This is a genomic window from Filomicrobium sp. (genome assembly GCF_025698805.1).
In the GTDB taxonomy this organism is placed as follows: domain Bacteria; phylum Pseudomonadota; class Alphaproteobacteria; order Rhizobiales; family Hyphomicrobiaceae; genus Filomicrobium; species Filomicrobium insigne.
On the sequence record NZ_JAILWT010000011.1, the window covers coordinates 1 to 20,201 of the forward strand.

A 20,201-nucleotide genomic window follows, 5' to 3' on the forward strand; every position below is an offset into this window, starting at 1 on the left:
AACTCTACGCTCGCCGTGAACAATGATCGATTCCAGGCTATGTCAGAACACCTGAGCATTGGTCTTTGTATGTTCGATGGTAGCGGAAATCTTGTCGTCTGTAATGACAACTTCTTGAAAATGTACGATCTCCCGTTTGAGCTTCGCGATCGGGAGGCAAGTTTCAAAGAAGTTGTGATACTTTGCGTCGATAACGGATTCTGGGCGGTGCGGAATGGGGACGAAGGCGGTGTTTCCGAGCCAACCTATTGGGGGCGTCTCGATGAGGAGCCTTCAAACCGTTGCGTGTATGACCTTGTGGATGGCCGATCCATTTTGGTGACGCGTCAGCGTATGAATACCGGTGGCTGGGTATTTACGCATGATGACATCACTGAGAAGCGTAAGAAGGACCGGCAGATCGAACTGTTGGCACTTTCAGATTCGTTGACATCTCTGGCCAATCGTCCGCGCTTGCTCCGCGAATTGGAATCGATGGTTGCGTCTGAGGATCGGAACTTCGCGCTGCTGTTGCTGGACCTCGACCATTTCAAATCAGTCAACGATAGTCTCGGGCATCCGGTCGGCGATAAGCTCTTGATCGAGGTTGCGGAGCGTATCAAGCGAACCTGCCGCGAGGGAGATGTTGTTGCGCGTCTCGGTGGCGATGAATTTGCTGTTATCGCCAAAGATCTCCAGGCCGTTAAGGACGCGAGCAAACTTGCGGCCCGGCTTATACAAGAAGTGTCTCAGCCCTATCTTGTCGCCAGCCATGAACTGGTTATTGGGGTCAGTATCGGTATTGCGCTTGCACATTCCACGGATCTCGCGCCGGAAGTACTTATGCAGGACGCGGACGTTGCGCTTTATCGCGCGAAGGCGGAAGGACGTAACGCTTATCGGATCTTCGCGCAGCAGATGATGCTGCAAGTCAAGCAGCGGCGCCTTTTGGAAACAGAACTACGGACGGCGGCCATCGAGAATCAGTTTGAGCCCTATTTCCAGCCGATTGTTAACACACATGATGGCCGCGCCGTGGGGTACGAGGCATTGGCGCGGTGGCATCATCCGTCGAAAGGACTGGTGATGCCTGGCGAGTTCATTGATGCTGCGGAGGAGACGGGGCTTATTGGTCCAATCGGACGACAATTATTCCGGCAAGCCTGTCAGGCTATGCGGCGCGCCCCGGAGAATGCATTTCTTTCGATTAACATCTCGCCGGTGCAGTTGCGCCATAACGATTTTGTCGAGCGCATTCTGAAGCTTTTGCAGGAAGGCGGACTGGAGCCTGATCGCGCTCAGATTGAGATTACGGAAGCTGTTGTGCTCAGGGATGATGCGATTACGCAGCATAATCTTTTGGCGTTACGGCATGCCGGTGTGCGGATCGCTGTCGACGACTTCGGTATGGGTTACTCATCCCTGAGTTATCTGAAGGAATATCCGTTTGATACGGTGAAGATCGATAAGAGCTTTACCAGCGGCGTCACTGACAATGGCCGTGGCCTTGCAATCGTCAAAGCGATTGTCGAACTAGCGCACGCTATCGGTATGGACGTTACGGCGGAAGGGGTCGAGACGGAAGAGCAGTTCACGCTCCTGAGGAGCATCGGCTGCAGTAAGGTGCAGGGCTACCTGCTGGGGCGCCCAGTGCCGGTTGATATGATTTTTGCTGGCTCCGCTACAGCTTATACGCCGTCGAGCGATGATTTGGGGGCGGGGAAAATTTACGCCTGACGAGAGACGATGCCCCCGTGATTGCTCTCTGACACAGCCTTCTGGGTGAGCGATTAGTGTCGAGAAGCGCGCAAGCGCATGTGCGTCGGATAAGCGCGCACTTTTGGTACGAGACCGGCGTTGAGCGCGCGCTGCATCCCCTCCCAATAGGCTGTTGTCATTAGTTCCCCATTGATTTCGCGAAAAGCGCGACGCAGATCAGGGTCGTCGACGCGAAGTCCAACCAGCATCTCCTCAGGTAGGAAGATGGTACCTTTTTCGAAAAACCAATCGGGGATGTCCTCTTCGCCTTCGATACGATCGAGGTTTGTGCGGACTTTGATGCCTGTGAGGGGTTCCACCGCATCGTAGTCGAATAGATAAACGCGGCCAATTCGGCTGACGCCATAATTGCGGGCGTCGAGATCCTTGTTGAAGATGTTGGCCGCAGCATTATTCGCGATACAAGTGCCGAGTTCGCGTATGGCGGCTTTGGCTTCCGTGGGAGATGCCTTTTTCAGAAACTCGGGAACGGGCGTAAGTTTCATTTGAACGATCAAATGACGGAATAGCACATAGCGGTGGAGAATCTTGACGCTGTCCGGCGCAGCGTTGGCGAATTCCTGCAACAGCTGCGGCGTGAACCATTCGCGGTCCAAGCGGACATTATCGTAGATTATGTTGTCCAGCATGGAGCCCGCACGATCGGTCTCGTGTACCGCCCGGTATTTCTGAAGTATGGCATCGACGCCGGGAAAGGTATCCCACTTATAGCCCTCGGCGGGCTGATCCCGAATTACCTTCAAGACGTACCGCGAGGATGGCGTTGAAAAACCGATGGCCACGGTGCCGCGAAAGCCTAACGCAAAATCGAGCTGTTCGGTGGCGGTGTTGTGTTCGGCTTGAAGCTCGCGCATGACGGCGACCTTGCCGACGTGATTGAAGCCGATCGTCGAATAATGGAGGCCCAAGGGCCGCTTCGGCATGACGGAATGGAGGAAGTGCGCAAGCTGATGGTACGCTTCCGCAGTAACGTGAAAGTTGGCGAGCGCAGAAGAGAAGACGTAATGCAGTCGATCAGCCTCGAACAGGACGGCATCGACATATATGCCGTCCTTCTCATTGAGCAATGCGAGGGCTAATGGAATGTCGGGCCCAGATGGTTGCTTTATGCGACCAACGAGATAAGCACCACGATTTCGGAAAAAGCCGCCATCGATCATTTCGATCGTGATTGATGCGCCTGAAATGTCGCTGTTCGTGGCGGCTTCCAGTGTCTCGTTTATGCGCATTGCGATTAGCCGAGCGTCATCGACAATGTCACGGAAAGGCGCGTTGAAGCCCGGCACCTGCAGCAGATCAATTACCGTTTCGTTTTTAACGGGCCAAATACAGGTGAACGTACGTATGGCAGTGGGGCCGTTGTCATGAGGAACGATCTCTTTCTGCCTGCCGGCAAAATATGAGACTGGCGCCCATTCACCTTGCCGCATGAGGCGGCGCGTTGAACGTAGGAAGGCAAAGGCAAGATCGGCTTCATAGCGCTCGCGAATTTGAGTGAGATATTGCGCTTCAACCTCAACCCAAAAACCGCGTTCGTCAGCGAACTGGGGCCACGATTGCTTTAGCAGTGGAATCAACGCGTCGAGATTGCGCCCGTAAATGTCGAGACGCTCACGGCTCAGGTTGGTCGTTTCCGGCCAATTACGCGTCTCGAACGCTTCCTTGGCAAGATAGGGGATGTGACGCGAGCGGACGTAATAGTTGTCGAAGACGGCCAGGATAGCATTGGCGATGTGGCTCGCCTGAGCTTCTCGTGTTGTGGCTTCGGGTAGTGCGCTGAGCGCGTCGCGAGCGACTTCCTCAACCGGGATGAAAGATGCGGGGGATGAGCTGGCCTGAAACGCGACCGTCATTGCTGTGTCCTTATCGGTTGGGGCGCGACGTAGCCAGATGAGGAATACAAAAAAGCGCTCAAATAAAAAATGCGGCAGCCCAGCCGGGCTGCCGCATTGAATTGGCGAACAGGTCGGTGCCTGTTCGCAATCTTAGCTGATTATTCCGCAGCCTCAACGCGTGCGCGAACTTTCTCAACCTTGGCTGCGCAGTATTTGAACTCCGGAATCTTGCCCATTGGGTCAAGTTTCGGGTTCGTCAGCATGTTTGCGGCAGCCTCTGCAAAGCAGAATGGAATGAAGACCATCCCTTCGGGAACGTCGCGATCCATGCGGGCTTTGAGAGTGATTGTGCCGCGCCGTGTCGAAACTTCGACTTCATCACCCGGCTGCAGGCCTTGCCGTGCGAGTTCGCGCGGATTGAGGCTTGCGATAGCTTCCGGCTCCAGGCTATCGAGCGTGGCTGCGCGCCGCGTCATCGAGCCGGTGTGCCAATGCTCCAGCAAGCGGCCTGTGGTAAGGATCAGCGGATATTCGTCATCCGGCACCTCATCGGGTGGGAGAAGGTCGGCAGGCGTAATCTTCGCGCGACCGGACTTGGTCGGGAACGATGATGCGAAGATGATCTCGTTGCCCGGCTTGTCGGGCGAATCACAAGGATACGTGACTGAGCCCTCACGCTCGACGCGTTCCCACGTGATGTTGTCCAACGACGGCATGACAGATGCCATTTCGTCGAACACTTCGTTGACGCCGGCGTAATCCCAATTCAGTCCAACGCGCTGAGCTAGTTCTTGAAGGAGTTCCCAGTCCTGACGTGCTTCGCCCGGGAGCGGCACGACGGGGCGGCCAAGCTGAACCTGGCGGTTGGTGTTTGTGAACGTACCGAGCTTTTCGGCGTGAGCGGAAGCCGGGAGTACGACATCGGCATGCCACGCTGTTTCAGTGAGGAAGATATCCTGAACTACGAGATGGTCGAGCTCAGTCAATGCTTCGCGTGCATGCTGGACGTCAGGGTCCGACATGGCGGGGTTCTCGCCCATGATATACATGCCGTTGATTTTGCCATCGTGGATGGCGTGCATGATTTCAACGACAGTGAGACCGGGCTTGGGATTGAGTTCTGCTCCCCAAAGCTTTTCATATTTCGAGCGTGTCGCCGGATCAGTCACAGAGACGTAGTCCGGGAAGACCATCGGAATGAGACCCGCGTCGGAAGCACCTTGGACGTTGTTCTGGCCACGGAGAGGATGAAGGCCGGTACCTGGGCGGCCGATCTGACCGGTCACAAGTGCCAGCGAGATCAGGCAACGGGCATTGTCTGTTCCGTGGGTGTGTTGTGAAACCCCCATGCCCCAGAAGATGATGGAGCGCTGCGACGTTGCGTAAAGGCGGGCAACTTCGCGAATTGTCTCGGCGGGGATTCCGCAAACGGACTCCATCTTTTCAGGTGTGAATTCCTGAATTTTCTTTTCGAGAGCCTGGTAACCTTCCGTGTGTGCCTGAACGTACTGAACGTCGACCAAGCCTTCGGTGACGATCACGTTCAGCATAGCGTTCAGGAGCGCGACGTCGGAGCCGCCCTTGAACTGCAGCATGTGCGAGGCGTGACGTGCGAGCGTACCATTATGACCGCGAGGGTCCATAATGATGAGCTTTGCACCGCGTGCGGCTGCGTTCTTCAAATAGGTGGCGGCGACGGGGTGGTTTTGGGCGGGACGGGCGCCGATGACGATCATGCAGTCGCTGTCACCAGCTGCCGTGAACGGAGCCGTAACAGCGCCGGAGCTCACGCTTTCCATGAGCGCTGCCACTGATGATGCGTGGCAGAGACGCGTGCAGTGATCGACGTTATTGGTCCCGAAGCCCTGGCGGATAAACTTCTGGAAGAGATAGGCTTCCTCGTTTGAGCCTTTGGCCGAGCCGAAGCCGGCAATGGCGTTACCACCCTTCTCTTCGCGAATTTTGACAAGGCCCTGGGCGGCTTTCTCAAGAGCCTCTTCCCAAGTTGCTTCGCGGAAGACCTTTGCGAAGTCTTCAGGACGCAACTGCATGTTGGGGTCTTTAGCGACGCCTTCGCGACGGATAAGCGGCTTCATCAGACGGTCTGGGTGACTGATGTAATCGAAGCCGAACCGCCCCTTAACGCACAGGCGGTTTTCGTTCGCCGGGCCGTTGCGGCCGTCCACGTAGAGGATCTTGTCGTCCTTGACGTGTGCGGTGGTTTGGCAGCCAACGCCGCAGAACGGGCAGAGCGTATCGACGGAGTGGTCTTCGTAAGCGACGCGTTTGCCTGCATCATCGAGCAGGTTGGCTTCCATCAGAGCGCCGGTCGGGCAAGCCTGGACGCACTCTCCGCACGCAACGCACGTTGATTCACCCATTCCGGAGTCGAAATCGAAAACGACCTTCGAGTGGTGGCCGCGGTAGGCCATGCCGATGACGTCGTTCATCTGGACTTCGCGGCAAGCGCGGACGCAAAGACCGCAATTGATGCATGCGTCGAGATGGACCGAGATCGCTGAGTGCGTGTTGTCCGCGACAGGGCCGGCTGCGCCTGGGAAGCGGCTCGTCGTGGCGATGTCCATCTGGCCGACCCAGTTCCAGAATTTGGACGATGGGTCGTGGCTTTCTTCTTTCGCAGGCTGGTCGGCGATGAGCAGTTCGAAGACCATTTCCCGGCTTTTCTTCGCCCGTTCGGAAGCGGTCTTCACCTTCATGCCATCGGCGACTTTGCGTTGGCAGGACGCCGTGAGAACGCGCTCGCCCTCGACTTCTACCATGCAGGCGCGGCAGTTGCCGTCAGCGCGGTAGCCTGGCTCCGGCAGCCAGCAAAGGTGGGGAATTGAGGTGCCGTGGCGTTTGGCGACTTGCCAAATCGTTTCGCCAGGCGCGGCCTCGACGGTCTTACCATCGAGCTCAAAGGTGATCTTATCGGTCATGATCTATCTCAGCACGTAATGGAGTTGGTTTCGCCGTATTGCGACGGCTGCTTATCCCTTGCGTTAGTCCCGTTCTGGCGCCGCGGGGCTGCCTGAAACGATGTCGTCCGGGAAGAATTTAATGACGCTGGTCAGCGGGTTCGATGCCGCTTGCCCCAAGCCGCAGATAGACGCATCGCGCATCACTTGCGCGAGATCATCGAGAAGTTCTTTGTCCCAGCTGGGCCGGCTCATCAATTGGACCGCCTTCTCTGTGCCGTTACGACACGGCGTACACTGGCCGCAGCTCTCGTCCTCAAAGAATTTCATGAGGTTCAAGGCCACAGCTTTCATATCGTCCTTATCCGACAGGATAACAACCGCGTGCGAGCCAACGAAGCAGCCATGCTTTTCGAGCTGGCCGAAGTCGAGCGGAATATCCGCCATCGACACGGGCAGAATGCCGCCCGATGCGCCGCCCGGCAGGTAGCCCTTGAAGGTGTGACCTTCTTTCATGCCGCCGCACAAACGCACCAAGTCGTTGGCTGTCGAGCCGGCTGGAGCCAGGATGACGCCGGGGTTCGCGACGTGACCGGAAACGGAATAGGACCGGAAGCCCTTCGCGCCGTTGGTGCCCTGGTTCTCGAACCACCCCGCACCTTTTTCGATGATTTGGGGGATCCAGTAGAGCGTCTCAACGTTGTTGACGAGCGTCGGACGATTGAAGATGCCGACCTGAGCAACGTAAGGTGGGCGATGACGAGGTAGCCCTCGCTTGCCTTCGATCGATTCGATCATGGCGCTTTCTTCGCCGCAAATATAAGCGCCAGCGCCGCGGCGTAGGTTGATCTTGGTATGCGGAGCCAGGTTCGCAGCCTGCAGTTTGGGAAGTTCAGCCCGCAGAATTTCAAGCACAGCTTGATACTCATCGCGCATGTAGATGAAGACTTCCTCGGCCTCTACTGCCCAAGCCGCGATCAGCATACCTTCGAGGAACTGGTGCGGACGCGTCTCGAGATAGTGCCGATCTTTAAAGGTTCCGGGTTCGCCTTCATCGCCGTTGACGGCCATGAGCCGCGGACCCTTCTCAGCCCGAACCAACGTCCACTTGCGTCCGGTTGGGAAGCCCGCGCCACCGAGGCCGCGCAGCCCACCATCAGAGAGTGTTGCGATAACGTCCTCGACTGTGTGCTTGCCGGAGAGGCAGGCCTTCAAGACCTCATAACCACCTTCGGAAACATATTGTTCGAGTGTTTGATAGGCGGGAACCTCAGGATGCGTATGGCCTCCGGTCGCGAGTTCCATCACCTTCGTGGGCGTAGCGTGGTCGACGTGGTGGTGGCCGACGTGTGCAACCGGTGCCGTATGGCAGGAGCCAACGCACGGGGCGCGGAGGATGCGCACATTTGGTGCGTCCTTGGACTGAAGCGCTTCGATAAGCTGTTCAGCACCGGCCATCATGCAGGAGAGGCTGTCGCAGACGCGGACGGTTACGGCCGGGGGACGCTCAGCATCATCCGGGACGACGTCAAAATGCGCGTAGAACGTTGCAACCTCAAAAACCTCTGCCATGGGGACGCGCATGAGTTCTGCTAGCCCCTGGAGAAGGCCGGCAGGCAGGCAGCCCTCGGCATCCTGAATTTTGTGGAGATATTCGATAAGAAGCGGCCGCTCATACGGTCCTTCGCCAATCAGCCCCTTTACCGTCGCGAGTTCCTCGGGCGTGAGAACACGGCCTTTTGGATGCAACAGTGCGTTGCGACGTCCTGCGCCGGGGTGAATTGGCTTCTTACGTCCGCCGCCACCGCCATTGCCGTGACCGCCTTTTATTGTCATATCGTTCATGTTTTCGTGCCTAAACCCGCTTCAAGCGATCCAGTTCTCGAACCAGCGGATCGCATCCCGATTGAAATTTCCTATCAAAACCAGTCTTAGGTCAAATCGGCGTCGTCTATTCCTGCCATCGTCTCTTCTTTTCTTTGTCTATACGGCAAGTGTTTTCCGCATTGTTTCGCCGACTGTGGCTGCGTTGGGTGCGACGACAACGCCGGCTGATTGCAGGGCCGCGATCTTGCTAAGCGCCGTTCCGCCGCCACTCGATGAGGCAAATGCGCCGGCATGCCCCATGCGCCGCTCCGGCGGGGCGTGACGACCGGCTACAAGCGCTACGATCGGCTTTGTCGGCTTAAGCTCGGAGATCAGCTCTGCGGCTTCTTCTTCTTCCGTTCCACCGATTTCGCCAATTACGATGACGCCATCGGTGTCAGGATCATCCAGAAAAAGTTTAACGCAGGTCTTCAAATCGACGCCATGAACCGGATCGCCGCCTACGCCGATGGTTGTCGACTGGCCGAGTCCCGCTTGTGTCGTTTGTAGGACTATTTCGCTGGTTAATGAAGCTGACCGAGAGGCGATTCCAATGCGCCCGGGGCTTGCGTCGACCGTCGACATGACCCCCAACTGCGTTACGCCCGGAACCAGAATACCTTGTGAGTTTGGACCAATCAAACGCGTCTGGGTGCCGATGAGTGCCTGGCGGACGCGGACCATATCTAAAATGGGTATTCGTTCGGTGACGCAAACGATCAAAGGTAACTCAGCTTCAATTGCTTCAATGATCGCTGCGGCCGCGTTGTTGGGTGGCACAAAAACTATCGTGGCATTGGCGCCAGTTGCGTCAATTGCTTCGCGAACGTGATTGTAGACGGGAAGATCCAGATGTCGGTTGCCACCTTTACCTGGCACGACACCTGCGACAAGCTGAGTGCCGTAAGAGAGCATCCGGCCACAGTGGAAAGTTGCGGTGCGGCCTGTCATGCCCTGGCAAAGGACCTTAGTTTCTGGACCAATGAGTACTGCCATCAGGCTGCTTTCCTTCTCGATAGCGCGACCGCCTGCTGGGCGGCGTCCGCCATATCGCTGACGGCGACGTAACGTGTGCCGTTGTTTTCCAGGATGGTGCGCGCGAAATCGGCGTTGTTTCCTGCCATACAAATCACGATAGGTATCTGACGGGGATGACGGCGCAGCGCGATGCCGATGCCTTCGGCGATGGTGTCACACCGTTGCATGCCGCCGCCGTGCACGTTGACCAAAATGGATTTGACCTGTGAGTTTGTCAGGAGCATTCCGAAACCATGCGCGATATCAAGGCTGGTTGCGGTGGTGCGGATGTCCATGAAATTCGCGGGCTGTCCGCCGGCGTCGACGATGAGATCGTACGTCGCCAGAGCAAGACCGGCGCCGTTGACGACTATCCCAACGTCTCCGTCGAGCGGGACGTAATTGATCTGGAAGCGCTGAGCTTCGAGTTCGGTTGGAGAGCAGACGATCCGATCGTTCTCCTGACGCAAGGCGGCGAGCTCGGGGCGGCGGTAGAGTGCGCTGTCGTCGGCAGATATTTTTACATCGAGTGCGATGAGGCGACCGTCCTTCGTTAGGGCCAGCGGATTAATTTCAATAAGCGTCGCTTCGTACGCGACAGCGGCGTCAGCGAGGTCGCGGTAGAGATTGGCTAATCCGGTTACGACTTCGGGTGTGTCCGCGATGATGGACGCCAAGCTGTGGAAGTCCGCGACGGCCTTATTGTTCTCAAGTGTCAATTCGAGTCGATGAATCAACCCCGGTTCTGCAGCAGCCCGCTCTTCGATCGCTTCGCCGCCTACTGCAGATGCGAGCATCACCAACTTGCCGGCCGACCTGTCCAGCGTGATGGCGACATACATTTCGCGCAGGCTTTCGATGCGCTCTTCAACGAGCACTTGCTGGACGATGTCGCCGATTGAGTGGGTCTCGCCAATGCGCAAGGCCTTTCCGATCATCGATCGGGCCTGCGCGCGTACTTGTTCCGGTGTCGAGGCGAAGGCGATGCCGTTATATTTCATACGCGCGAGAAGAGGGACCTGTGCCTTGACCGCGTAGCGATCGCACCCGAGCCGCCGGGCGGCTTCAAAGGCTTCTGACTCGCTCGCCGCAACCTGGCCAATCGGGGTGGCGATGGCAAACCGGCCCAGGAGCCGTTTTGCTTGAAACTCAAGCAAGTTCATCGACGCTTCCTCTGGCGTAAACCCAAGCCCCTATACGCGGTCGGATCTGCGCCATTCCGTTTTGCTGGCAGTCAGCCGGGCCGCATTTGCGTTGGTATATAGGATGATGAACGAAAGTATAGTGTTCGGCCGCGGAGACAAGGTCGCTGTTGATGGCATACGGTATACCAAATTTTGATCGTTGTCGAGGATTAGGTGGTATATTTCCGATCGATCTTTGGGGCGTGTTCAACTCAACCCATTCTTAGCGATTGCCTGTTCCGTGATGTGATCCTGGGCGACCGAAAACACCAAATCTCATGCCCATGTAGCTCACCACCATCGTGATCAAGCTTGAGATGAAGAGTGAGACAAGCGGGGGTGTTGTCGGTTGCGCAATGAGGATCCCAGAATAGATGGCGTAGTTCGCCGCCGCCGTCGTCCAGGCGATGCTTGCATACCCGGTGAATTCACGAACCGTCGGCGGCCGTTTTACAGCGAACGTAAACGTTCTGTGGGTCAACCAGCCGACAACCATCGCAATGGAAATCGCAAAGATACGGGAAACAAAAGGGTCGAGCCCGATGATGCGGTAGAGCAGCGCCAATATGACGGCATCAACGGTGAGGGCGAGCGTTCCAGATATAAGAAAGCGGCCACCGTGGGCTAGGGCATCGCGCATCTTTCGACCATTGGTTGGAGAAGCGTTGGCATCCTCTCTGGGATCGTCCGTCAAGGCCGCTGCTCCAGTCCCTCAGTCACGTCAGGGTGAGGTTCGCCGGGTTTGGCTGGCTGATTGGGGGTAAAACCAATCTCTTCGGCAACAAGGAAGAGTGGGCGCGCTTTCACCTCATCATAGATGCGGCCTAGATACTCGCCGATAATTCCCAGTGAAATCAATTGAACGCCCGCGAGCAGAAGGATTGAAATAATCAGGGTTGGAAATCCGGCGACATCAGTGCCGAAAATTAGAGTCTTTAATAAGAAAATCGCAGCGTAGATGAAGGCGAACGCCGAGACGAGTAGGCCGATGTAGGACCAAATGCGCAATGGGATCGTTGTAAAAGAGGCGATCCCGTCGATTGCGAAGCGTAATAGCCGGCGTGTGCTCCAACGTGACGCGTCTCCCACTTGCCGCTGGGCGACGTTATAGGGGACGCCAATAGAGCGGAAGCCGATCCAGGCAAAGAGGCCTTTGTTGAAGCGGGCGCGTTCTCCGAGCTGATTGAGGGCGTCAACGGCGCGTCGACTTAAGAGACGGAAGTCGCCCGCGTTTTCGTGTAGTTGCGTGCCGGACAGCACTTTGAAAATTGCGTAGAAGCTGCGTGCCAGCATTCGGTAAGTGGCGCTGTCGGATTCCCGATCCATCCTCTGACCGTAGACATCGTCGTAACCCCGCTCCCACAGCGAAATGAATTGCGGTAACGTTTCGGGAGGATGCTGCAAGTCGGCATCCATGAGGATGACTGCATCCCCTCTAGCGTAGCGTAGCCCGGCGGCAACAGCGATTTCTTTGCCGAAGTTGCGGCTGAACGAAACGGACTTAAGACGCGGGTCAGTTTCGTTGAATTGGCGTAGCTGCGATAGCGTCGCGTCTGTTGAGCCATCGTCTATAAAGACGATCTCGTAGTCATATGTTGTTCGCTCGAGAACGGGCAGAAGCCGGGCAAGCAGCCGGGGCAGGCCGTTAGCCTCATTGAGCAACGGGATTACGATTGACAACGACTGCCTCCGGCCCGACGTCGCTATGGAGGTGGCCGGTTTGCGGACAGGCAGCTCGTCGATCTCCTTCGTCAAGAAGGCCTCGTGGTTCACAAGTCGTTAAGTATTTGCAGCGCGTTAGGCCGCATATCTTCAATGCTGCTGATTTGGCTTATTAGCTGCGCTCTGGCTAGAGCAAAGTATGTTTACTCGGTTAATCGGGATCGCCGCTTGCACATAATTTTGGAGATATCTTGCGTTGTGCGTGGGGGCGCGATTGAATCTGGCCCAAAGGGGCCGAAGCACCGGATACATGAACTAGGGAGTCTGCCACAGCATGCCGATTGAGGGGGACCTCGTCCAATTTCTTGAGCGATGGTCTGCGCAGGACCCCGAGCGTGGGGAGGTGGCGCAGGCCGTTGAGGTTATAGCGCGGGCGGCTTTGGCACTTCACGGGCTTGTGGATCGTGGTGAGCTCGCCGGGGGGCACGACGTTGTCGGGCTGAAGCCCGCGGGAGGGGATCAGCAAACCGGGCTTGATCGCCAAGCCAATGCGTTGCTGTTGGATGCGTTGCGGGACGCACCGGTCGCCGCCATGCTGAGTGAGGAAGCTGCGCGGCCCATAACGATACGGACGGACCAGCCGCTTGTCGCAGCGATCGATCCATTGGATGGCACAACAAATATCGATACCAATGCCGCGATCGGAACAATCTTTTCAATATTGCCGCGCTTTCACGCAACGCAGTGCGGTGGGGTCGAAGACTGTTGTTTCTTTCAGCCCGGGACTAGTCAGCTCGCTGCGGGCTTTGTCGTCCATGGCTCAAGTACGCTCATGGCGCTCACCGTCCGTGAAGGGACGCATATCTTCACTTTCGATCCCGATAGCGGACGTTTTCTCCTGACGCTACGCAATGTGCAAATTCCGGCGATGGCCAGAGAATATGCAATCAACGCATCGAACTATCGACATTGGGACGAGGCGATCCGCATTTACGTCGACGACTGCTTGCAGGGCGTCGAGGGAGTGCGTGGCTGCGACTTCAACATGCGTTGGATCGGATCACTTGTTGCCGAAATCTATCGCATTTTTATGCGGGGCGGGATCTATATCTATCCGGCTGATCAACGTGAAGGCTATGAGCACGGGCGGCTTCGTCTCATCTATGAAGCCAATCCGATTGCATTGCTCGTCGAGCAGGCGGGTGGGGCAGCGTCGACAGGGCGCGAGCGCATTCTCGATATCGTTCCCAAGGCCCTGCATCAACGAGTTCCTATTCTCGTCGGGTCGCGCGCGGAGGTCGATTATGTTGATCGCCTCTATACGCATCCGCGGGCGCACGGCGAGCGCTCCCCACTCTTTGGGCGCCGCGGTTTGTTCCGCCTCTGACGGGACGTAAGGTGTGAAGATAGCGGCGCCTGCATGCTTCGCATTGTTAGGTTAAGCGCTCCTCATTCCATCCCTAGAACGTATTTCCAAAAAAGGTATCCAAGGTCATGTCAGCCAAGCATCCGATCATCTCGGTCACAGGGTCTTCAGGGGCCGGGACGACGGCAGTCAGGCAAACGTTCGAGCAGATCTTCCGCCGGGAGCGCGTCAACGCCGTGTTTCTGGAGGGAGACGCTTTTCATCGTTACGACCGCTTCGAGATGCAAAAGGCCACGGAGAAATCGACTCAAAACGGCGAGGGCGTGATCAGCCACTTCGGTGTTGAAGGCAACTTGGTCGAGGAGCTTGAGCGTACGTTCAAAACTTACGGGGAGAACGGCACCGGCCGGACTCGTCATTACGTTCATGATGACGAGGTGGCGGCGCGTTTCGGTGTCCCGGTGGGGCGTTTCACTCCCTGGAAGGATCTGCCGGAGGGGTCAGATCTCATGTTCTATGAAGGGCTTCACGGCGCCCTCGTCACCAAGGACATCAACATTGCGCGCCATGCGGATCTCAAAATTGGCGTGGTGCCGGTGATCAACCTCGAGTGGATACAGAAAATCCATCGCGATAAGTCGACCCGTGGGTATTCAACAGAGGCGGTGACGGACACGATCCTTCGCCGGATGCCGGATTACGTAAAATATATTTGTCCGCAGTTTTCGGAGACGGATATCAATTTTCAACGCGTTCCAATGGTGGATACCTCTAATCCGTTCATCGCGCGGTGGATCCCGACGCTTGAGGAGTCGATGGTTGTCATCCGGTTTAAAACACCGCGTGGAATCGACTTTTCGTATTTGCTGGCGATGATCCAGGGCAGCTTCATGTCGCGGGCGAATTCGATTGTCATTCCAGGCGGCCGCATGGACCTTGCGATGCAGCTCATTCTGACGCCGATGATCATGCAGCTTGTGGAGCGGCGTCGCAGGGTCTTCTAAATTCCGCGAGAGCGAGTGGACGCGCATGACGTCCGTTCTCTGAAAAGGATGTCTGATTTTGAGCCGACCTGCCGGTAGCAAAAGCGCGAAGGGGACCGGTTCCAGTCCCAATCCGTTTGCTGAGCCGCTCCCCGTCGACGAGGTGTTGGAACAGCTGTCGGATACCCTGTCTCAGGGGACCAGCGCCGTTCTGGTGGCTCCGCCGGGTGCAGGTAAAACGACGCGTGTGCCTTTGGCGCTGCTTGACGCTCCGTGGCTGGATGGCCGCAAAATCATCGTTCTGGAGCCTCGACGCATTGCTGCTCGCGGTGCTGCGGAGCGGATGGCCAGGAGCCTGGGAGAGGGACTCGGTGAGACCGTAGGACTCCGGGCGCGCCTCAACTCGCGGGTGGGGCGTAAGACCCGGGTCGAGGTTGTCACGGAAGGCGTGTTCACACGCATGATCCTCGATGATCCGATGCTCGAAGGCATTGGGGCTGTTCTTTTCGATGAGTTTCACGAGCGATCATTGGATGCCGATTTGGGATTGGCGCTCACGCTGGATGTGCGACGGGGACTGCGACAGGACCTGCGTATTTTGGTCATGTCGGCGACGCTGGCGGCTGATCGCGTCGCGGGCTTATTGGATGGTGCGCCGGTCATTGTCAGTGAGGGGCGGAGCTATCCGGTAGAAACACGCTATCTCGGGCGCAGTGTTGAGCGGCGTATTGAGGACCAGGTCAAAGACGCGATTATGCGGGCAGTCCGTTCGGAGCCTGGATCCGTGCTTGCGTTTCTACCAGGCCAACGGGAAATCATACGCGTCGCGGAAGCTCTAGAAGAGACGATGAAGGGGGATGTCATCCTTGCCCCCCTTTATGGCGCTATGGATCCACGCGACCAGGACCAAGCTATTGCGCCAGCACCGGTGGGTAAACGAAAGGTCGTGCTTGCGACCGCGATCGCTGAAACTTCTCTCACAATCGAAGGCATTCGCGTTGTGGTCGACAGCGGCTTGGCGCGGGTGCCGCAGTTTGAGCCTGATGTTGGGGTGACGCGGCTTGTTACGGTTCGCGCGCCGCTTTCGTCCGTGGACCAGAGACGTGGCCGGGCGGGGCGTATGGAGCCCGGCGTCTGCTATCGTTTGTGGGATGAAGCACAGACTTCATCGCTTTCTCGGTTTCCCGAGCCTGAAATTCGAACGGCAGATCTCACGGGGCTTCTGCTCGATTGTGCCGATTGGGGCGTCGTGGATCCGACTTCTCTCTCTTGGCTCGATGCACCTCCTTCGGCTGCGCTTGATGCAGCACGCAGCCAGTTGGTCGCGCTTGGTGCGCTTGATCTTGAAGGCCGCCTCACGGACGTGGGGCGTGCTCTGCGCGCACTCCCATTACCTCCGCGATTGGCGCGCATGGTATTTGCTGCCGTAGAGGATGGCTGTGAAGATGAGGCTGCCGAAATTGCGGCGGTGATCGTCGAGCGGGGGATCGGCGGCAACGACACCGATCTGGCGGTCAGGCTTGCTAAGTTTCGTAGAGATTCCTCACGCCGGGTAAAGGACATGCGCCGTTTAGCAGGGGAGTGGGCGCGTGTGGCGCGCAGTCTCGTCTCACTGCGGAAGCCAATCTCTCTACGCGACATCGGTTTGGCTGGTCATCTGGCGCGCGCTTATCCTGATCGCATCGCGAAATCACGTGGTTCGGATGGCCAGTACTTATTGGTCAACGGCCGCGGTGCGCGTCTCGATACGGCTGATGCTTTGGCGCGTTCTCCTTATCTCGTTGTCGCTGATTTGCAGGGTAGTGCCGCCGCCACCCGTATTTTGTTGGCAGTGCAGGCGAGCGAGGATGACATCGTCGCGATTGCTGGCGCGCGTATGACATCGTCGGTGGAACTCGCTTTCGATACACCGTCATCGAGTGTGCGCGGACGGGAGGTGCAAAAGCTTGGGGCAATTACTTTGTCCGCTAAGCCGATGCAGGTCCGGGCGAGCGAAGAGACGCAAGAGCTGCTTGCGGAGGGGCTGGCAAAGATCGGGATCGCGGCACTTCCTTGGAGCAAGGCGCAAATTCAACTCAGGGCTCGTGTTGCCTTTTTGAGAGCGGAGTCGCCGACTGATTGGCCGGACTTGGGCGATGCAGCGCTCGCTGAAACGGTTCAGCTTTGGCTGGCGCCGTTTCTGGCTGGAAAGCTGCGGGCAAGTGACCTCAACGCGGGGGATCTTTCGGCGGGTTTGGATATGCTGCTGTCGTGGGAACAACGGCGAGACCTCGATGAGGAAGCGCCGACGCATTTCCTTGCCCCGACCGGCAATCGACACGCTATCGACTATGAAACGGCGGGGGCACCGGCACTGCATATCCGGGTGCAGGAATTGTTTGGGCTGACGGAACATCCCGCGATCGCCAAAGGGCGTCTCCCTCTGACGCTGCACCTTCTTTCGCCTGCCCACCGTCCTATCCAGATCACGCGCGATCTGCCCGGATTCTGGGCGGGGTCCTGGGCGGCCGTCCGCGCGGACATGAAGGGGAGGTATCCCAAGCACGTCTGGCCGGATGATCCAGCGCGCGCAGAAGCGACCCACCGTGCAAAGCCGCGGCGCTGAAATTGATCAGACATTCCCTTGCTTTGTACGATTGTCGCGGCAGGGGGCCTGCTTCAATTTGTCGGGGCCTACTCACGACTTAGCTGACAACAAACTGTCACACACTACCGTTTATCACTGCGGCGACGTTGTGGACGCGCACTAACGGTTGCTTTTTGCAGCCATATCGGGCTAGCGAACGCAGTAACCGGGTAGGTGCCTGGACGGTCCTACCATAGAGCGATGGGGGTTGGTTCGTGAAAATCTGCATGATTGGTGCCGGTTACGTGGGTCTCGTGTCGGCGGCGTGCTTTTCCGAGTTTGGTTTCGACGTAACCTGCGTCGACAATAACCCCGAGCGCCTGAAGCAGATGGAAGAAGGCCGCTCTCCCATTTATGAGCCGGGGCTCGACGATCTGATGGCGCGCAATATTGCCGCTGGCCGTCTACGCTTCTCAGGGGATCTGGGACCGGCAGTAAAGGCTGCCGATATCGTGTTTCTCGCCGTTGGTACGCCGATGCGTCGTGGTGATGGGCACGCGGATCTGTCTTACGTCTACGGGGCCGTCGAAGAACTAGCACCGTATCTGGATGGCTTCACAGTCATTACGACGAAATCGACTGTACCTGTCGGGACAAGCCGTGAAATCCAGCGTCGACTTGCGGCCTTAAGGCCAGATGCCGAATACGCCGTTTGCTCGAATCCCGAGTTCCTGCGGGAGGGGTCGGCGATTCAGGACTTTACCCATCCGGATCGGGTGCTCGTTGGTCTCGATGATGCGCGAGCACAAGAAGTGATGGAGAAGCTTTATAAGCCTCTCTCTATCCGGAATGCTCCGGTTATGTTTGTGTCACGCGAGTCTGCGGAGCTGGCTAAGTACGCGGCCAATGCGTTCCTGGCGCTTAAAATCAGCTTCATCAACGAAATCGCGGACCTTTGTGAAGAGGTTGGCGCAAACGTGCAGGAAGTCGCCTCTGCTATCGGCAAAGATCGGCGTATTGGCGATAAGTTTTTGCACCCTGGGCCCGGTTACGGTGGGTCGTGCTTCCCGAAGGATGTGTCAGCGATCATCCGTACCGCACGGGAAAGCAAGTCGCCCTTGTCGATCATTGAACAAGTGCAAATCGTCAATGACGAGCGCAAGATCGCAATGGCCGGCCGTATCGTGAAGGCGGCTAACGGTTCGGTGCGCGATAAGACGATCGCGGTGCTTGGGGTTACGTTCAAACCCAACACGGATGATATGCGCGATGCTCCAAGCTTAGTGATTGTGCCCATGCTGCAGGAGCGTGGAGCCACCGTGCGAGTCTATGACCCGCAAGGCCAAAAGCAAGCTGAGCCTCTGTTGCCCGGCGTTACGTGGTGTGCGGATGCCAACGATGCGATCTTAGGGGCTGATGTCGCGGTGGTGCTGACGGAATGGAACGAGTTTCGTGCTTTGGACCTGAAGGCTGCACGTGCACGCATGTCCGGTGATGTGCTCGTTGATCTTCGCAATATTTTCAGCGCGGACGCTGCACAAGCCGCGGGCTTGCGTTACCACAGCATTGGGCGGCCGGTCTCCGCTGACTAAATCAGCTTGCCGGGATTGAGAATGCCTTGTGGATCGAAAGTCTGCTTGAGCTGACGCATTAGGTCCAGTTCAACTTGACTGCGGAAGTGTGTGAGCGCTTCGCGTTTCATTCGGCCAATGCCGTGTTCTGCCGAAATCGAGCCACCAAGTTCGGTGACGAGGGTGTGAACCGCTTCATTCATCGGTTCCCACAGCTTGAGATAGGCGGCCTTATCCATCTCTAACGGCTGTGAAATATTGTAGTGAATGTTGCCGTCGCCAAAATGACCGAACACGATCGGGCGGCATCCGGGGCAGATGCTCTCCACAATGGGGGCTGCACGCGCGATGAATTCGGGAATGCGTCCGACGGGCACGGAAATGTCGTGCTTGATGCTGCCGCCTTCGAACCGTTGGGCTTCGGACAGCGTCTCGCGGAGTTTCCAAAGAGCTTCGGATTGCGAGATAGACCTCGCAAGGACCGCGTCGGTGATGAGTCCGTTCTCAAGCGCCTCGCCAAGCGCTGTCTGCATCAGATCGTCCGGTTCTCCGATCTGTGCCGTGCTTGAGATCTCAATCAATACGTACCAGGGCTGGCTGAGGGTGTCGAACGGTGCGCGGGCGCCCTCCACGTGATGTAAAACGACGTTCAGAGATTCTCGAGAAATGAATTCAAAGGCTGTCAGATTGTGACCGGCGGCGCGCTCAGCGGCGCGAAAAAACTGGAGCGCTGCATCCAGGCGGGGAAGAGCGACGAGTGCGGTGGATTTCGTGGCTGGCGCCGGAAAGAGTTTCAAAACAGCGGCGGTGATAATACCGAGCGTGCCTTCGGAGCCGACGAAGAGCTGTTTCAGGTCGTAGCCCGTGTTGTCCTTCTTCAAGGCGCGCAGGCCATCCCAAACGCGCCCATCGGCCAGTACAACTTCAAGGCCCAAGACGAGCTGACGTGCGGAGCCATAGGCTAGGACGGCGACACCGCCGGCGTTTGTTGCGAGGTTTCCGCCGATTGTACATGTTCCCTCAGATGCGAGGCTTAATGGAAAAAGGCGATCGACTGCAGCCGCTCGGGCCTGGACTTCCGCGAGCGTGACGCCAGCTTCTGCAGTCATGTGGCCAGCATCAGCATTGACGTCGCGGATACGATGCAAGCGATTGGTTGTCAGAATGATCTCGTAGCCGGTTTCCGCCGGAATCTGTCCGCCGACAAGCCCCGTATTTCCACCTTGTGTGACGATGGCGAAACGTTTGCGATTTGCGATCTCCATGATGGCGGAGACCTCGGCAGTAGATCCCGGGCGCAGCACGAGCGGCGTGCGGCCCACATAACGACCGCGCCATTCGCGCAGGAATGGCGCTTGATCGTGCGGGTCGGTTAACGCGTGCTCGTGGCCGACAATCGCAATCAGCTGTTCAATTGCGGAAGGTGAAGGTGGCAAGAGTCCGGAGATGGACCGATCGTTCATTCGTTATGCTCG

At 57.4% G+C, this 20,201-nt stretch carries 13 protein-coding genes; 5 read left to right on the forward strand and 8 right to left on the reverse strand.

Annotation, left to right across the window (positions count from 1 at the left end):
* The coding region (locus K5845_RS19285; RefSeq protein WP_287959715.1) for a putative bifunctional diguanylate cyclase/phosphodiesterase at positions 1–1,716 on the forward strand (1,716 nt) is incomplete at its 5' end.
* A 53-nt stretch (positions 1,717–1,769) separates the two neighbouring features.
* Here K5845_RS19285 and K5845_RS19290 read toward each other — a convergent pair.
* The 7 genes from K5845_RS19290 to K5845_RS19320 all read right to left on the reverse strand — a co-directional run bounded on the left by K5845_RS19290 (position 1,770) and on the right by K5845_RS19320 (position 12,333).
* Positions 1,770–3,611 carry an isocitrate dehydrogenase kinase/phosphatase AceK regulatory subunit gene (locus K5845_RS19290; RefSeq protein ID WP_052744024.1) on the reverse strand — a complete coding sequence of 614 codons (1,842 nt, stop codon included), beginning with the start codon at positions 3,609–3,611 and terminating at the stop codon, positions 1,770–1,772.
* Between the two features lie 140 nt (positions 3,612–3,751).
* The gene (gene fdhF / locus K5845_RS19295; protein ID WP_046479283.1) at positions 3,752–6,532 is read right to left on the reverse strand and encodes a formate dehydrogenase subunit alpha; all 2,781 of its coding nucleotides are present in this window, start codon (positions 6,530–6,532) and stop codon (positions 3,752–3,754) included.
* A 63-nt stretch (positions 6,533–6,595) separates the two neighbouring features.
* Positions 6,596–8,347 (reverse strand): NAD(P)H-dependent oxidoreductase subunit E, encoded by a 1,752-nt coding sequence (locus tag K5845_RS19300; protein WP_287959728.1) that lies wholly within the window; start codon positions 8,345–8,347, stop codon positions 6,596–6,598.
* Positions 8,348–8,494: 147 nt separating this feature from the next.
* On the reverse strand, positions 8,495–9,373 hold the full coding sequence (gene sucD, locus K5845_RS19305; protein ID WP_046479284.1) for a succinate--CoA ligase subunit alpha: 879 nt from the start codon (positions 9,371–9,373) through the stop codon (positions 8,495–8,497).
* Positions 9,373–10,557 (reverse strand): succinate--CoA ligase subunit beta, encoded by a 1,185-nt coding sequence (locus K5845_RS19310; protein ID WP_287959716.1) that lies wholly within the window; start codon positions 10,555–10,557, stop codon positions 9,373–9,375. The genes sucD and K5845_RS19310 overlap by 1 nt, the downstream gene beginning before the upstream one ends.
* Before the next feature lie 244 nt (positions 10,558–10,801).
* The gene (locus tag K5845_RS19315; RefSeq protein WP_090228452.1) at positions 10,802–11,272 is read right to left on the reverse strand and encodes a GtrA family protein; all 471 of its coding nucleotides are present in this window, start codon (positions 11,270–11,272) and stop codon (positions 10,802–10,804) included.
* Positions 11,269–12,333: a glycosyltransferase family 2 protein gene (locus K5845_RS19320; protein WP_287959717.1), complete on the reverse strand. Its 1,065-nt coding sequence runs from the start codon at positions 12,331–12,333 to the stop codon at positions 11,269–11,271. The genes K5845_RS19315 and K5845_RS19320 overlap by 4 nt, the downstream gene beginning before the upstream one ends.
* A gap of 241 nt (positions 12,334–12,574) precedes the next feature.
* On the opposite strand from K5845_RS19320, the gene K5845_RS19325 reads away from it, so the two are divergent.
* From K5845_RS19325 to K5845_RS19340, 4 genes are all read left to right on the forward strand, one after another.
* Positions 12,575–13,627, forward strand: a complete 1,053-nt coding sequence (locus K5845_RS19325) for a class 1 fructose-bisphosphatase (RefSeq protein WP_287959718.1) — start codon at positions 12,575–12,577, stop codon at positions 13,625–13,627.
* 107 nt (positions 13,628–13,734) lie between these two features.
* On the forward strand, positions 13,735–14,610 hold the full coding sequence (locus tag K5845_RS19330; protein ID WP_046479287.1) for a phosphoribulokinase: 876 nt from the start codon (positions 13,735–13,737) through the stop codon (positions 14,608–14,610).
* A gap of 58 nt (positions 14,611–14,668) precedes the next feature.
* Positions 14,669–17,194 (forward strand): ATP-dependent helicase HrpB, encoded by a 2,526-nt coding sequence (gene hrpB, locus K5845_RS19335; RefSeq protein WP_287959719.1) that lies wholly within the window; start codon positions 14,669–14,671, stop codon positions 17,192–17,194.
* A 236-nt stretch (positions 17,195–17,430) separates the two neighbouring features.
* Positions 17,431–18,747, forward strand: coding sequence for a UDP-glucose dehydrogenase family protein (locus K5845_RS19340; protein WP_046479289.1), 1,317 nt, complete (start codon positions 17,431–17,433; stop codon positions 18,745–18,747).
* Here K5845_RS19340 and K5845_RS19345 read toward each other — a convergent pair.
* Positions 18,744–20,189, reverse strand: a complete 1,446-nt coding sequence (locus K5845_RS19345; RefSeq protein WP_287959720.1) for an FAD-binding oxidoreductase — start codon at positions 20,187–20,189, stop codon at positions 18,744–18,746. The two genes, K5845_RS19340 and K5845_RS19345, sit on opposite strands and share 4 nt — an antisense overlap.
* Between the last annotated feature and the right edge of the window lie 12 nt (positions 20,190–20,201).

Bases quoted from the DNA above. Each gene is read 5' to 3' on its own strand.
- K5845_RS19290 (WP_052744024.1), bottom strand. From the start codon at position 3,611: ATGACGGTCGCGTTTCAGGCCAGCTCATCCCCCGCATCTTTCATCCCG.
- fdhF (WP_046479283.1), bottom strand. From the start codon at position 6,532: ATGACCGATAAGATCACCTTTGAGCTCGATGGTAAGACCGTCGAGGCC.
- K5845_RS19300 (WP_287959728.1), bottom strand. From the start codon at position 8,347: ATGACAATAAAAGGCGGTCACGGCAATGGCGGTGGCGGCGGACGTAAG.
- sucD (WP_046479284.1), bottom strand. From the start codon at position 9,373: ATGGCAGTACTCATTGGTCCAGAAACTAAGGTCCTTTGCCAGGGCATG.
- K5845_RS19310 (WP_287959716.1), bottom strand. From the start codon at position 10,557: ATGAACTTGCTTGAGTTTCAAGCAAAACGGCTCCTGGGCCGGTTTGCC.
- K5845_RS19325 (WP_287959718.1), top strand. From the start codon at position 12,575: ATGCCGATTGAGGGGGACCTCGTCCAATTTCTTGAGCGATGGTCTGCG.
- K5845_RS19330 (WP_046479287.1), top strand. From the start codon at position 13,735: ATGTCAGCCAAGCATCCGATCATCTCGGTCACAGGGTCTTCAGGGGCC.
- K5845_RS19345 (WP_287959720.1), bottom strand. From the start codon at position 20,189: ATGAACGATCGGTCCATCTCCGGACTCTTGCCACCTTCACCTTCCGCA.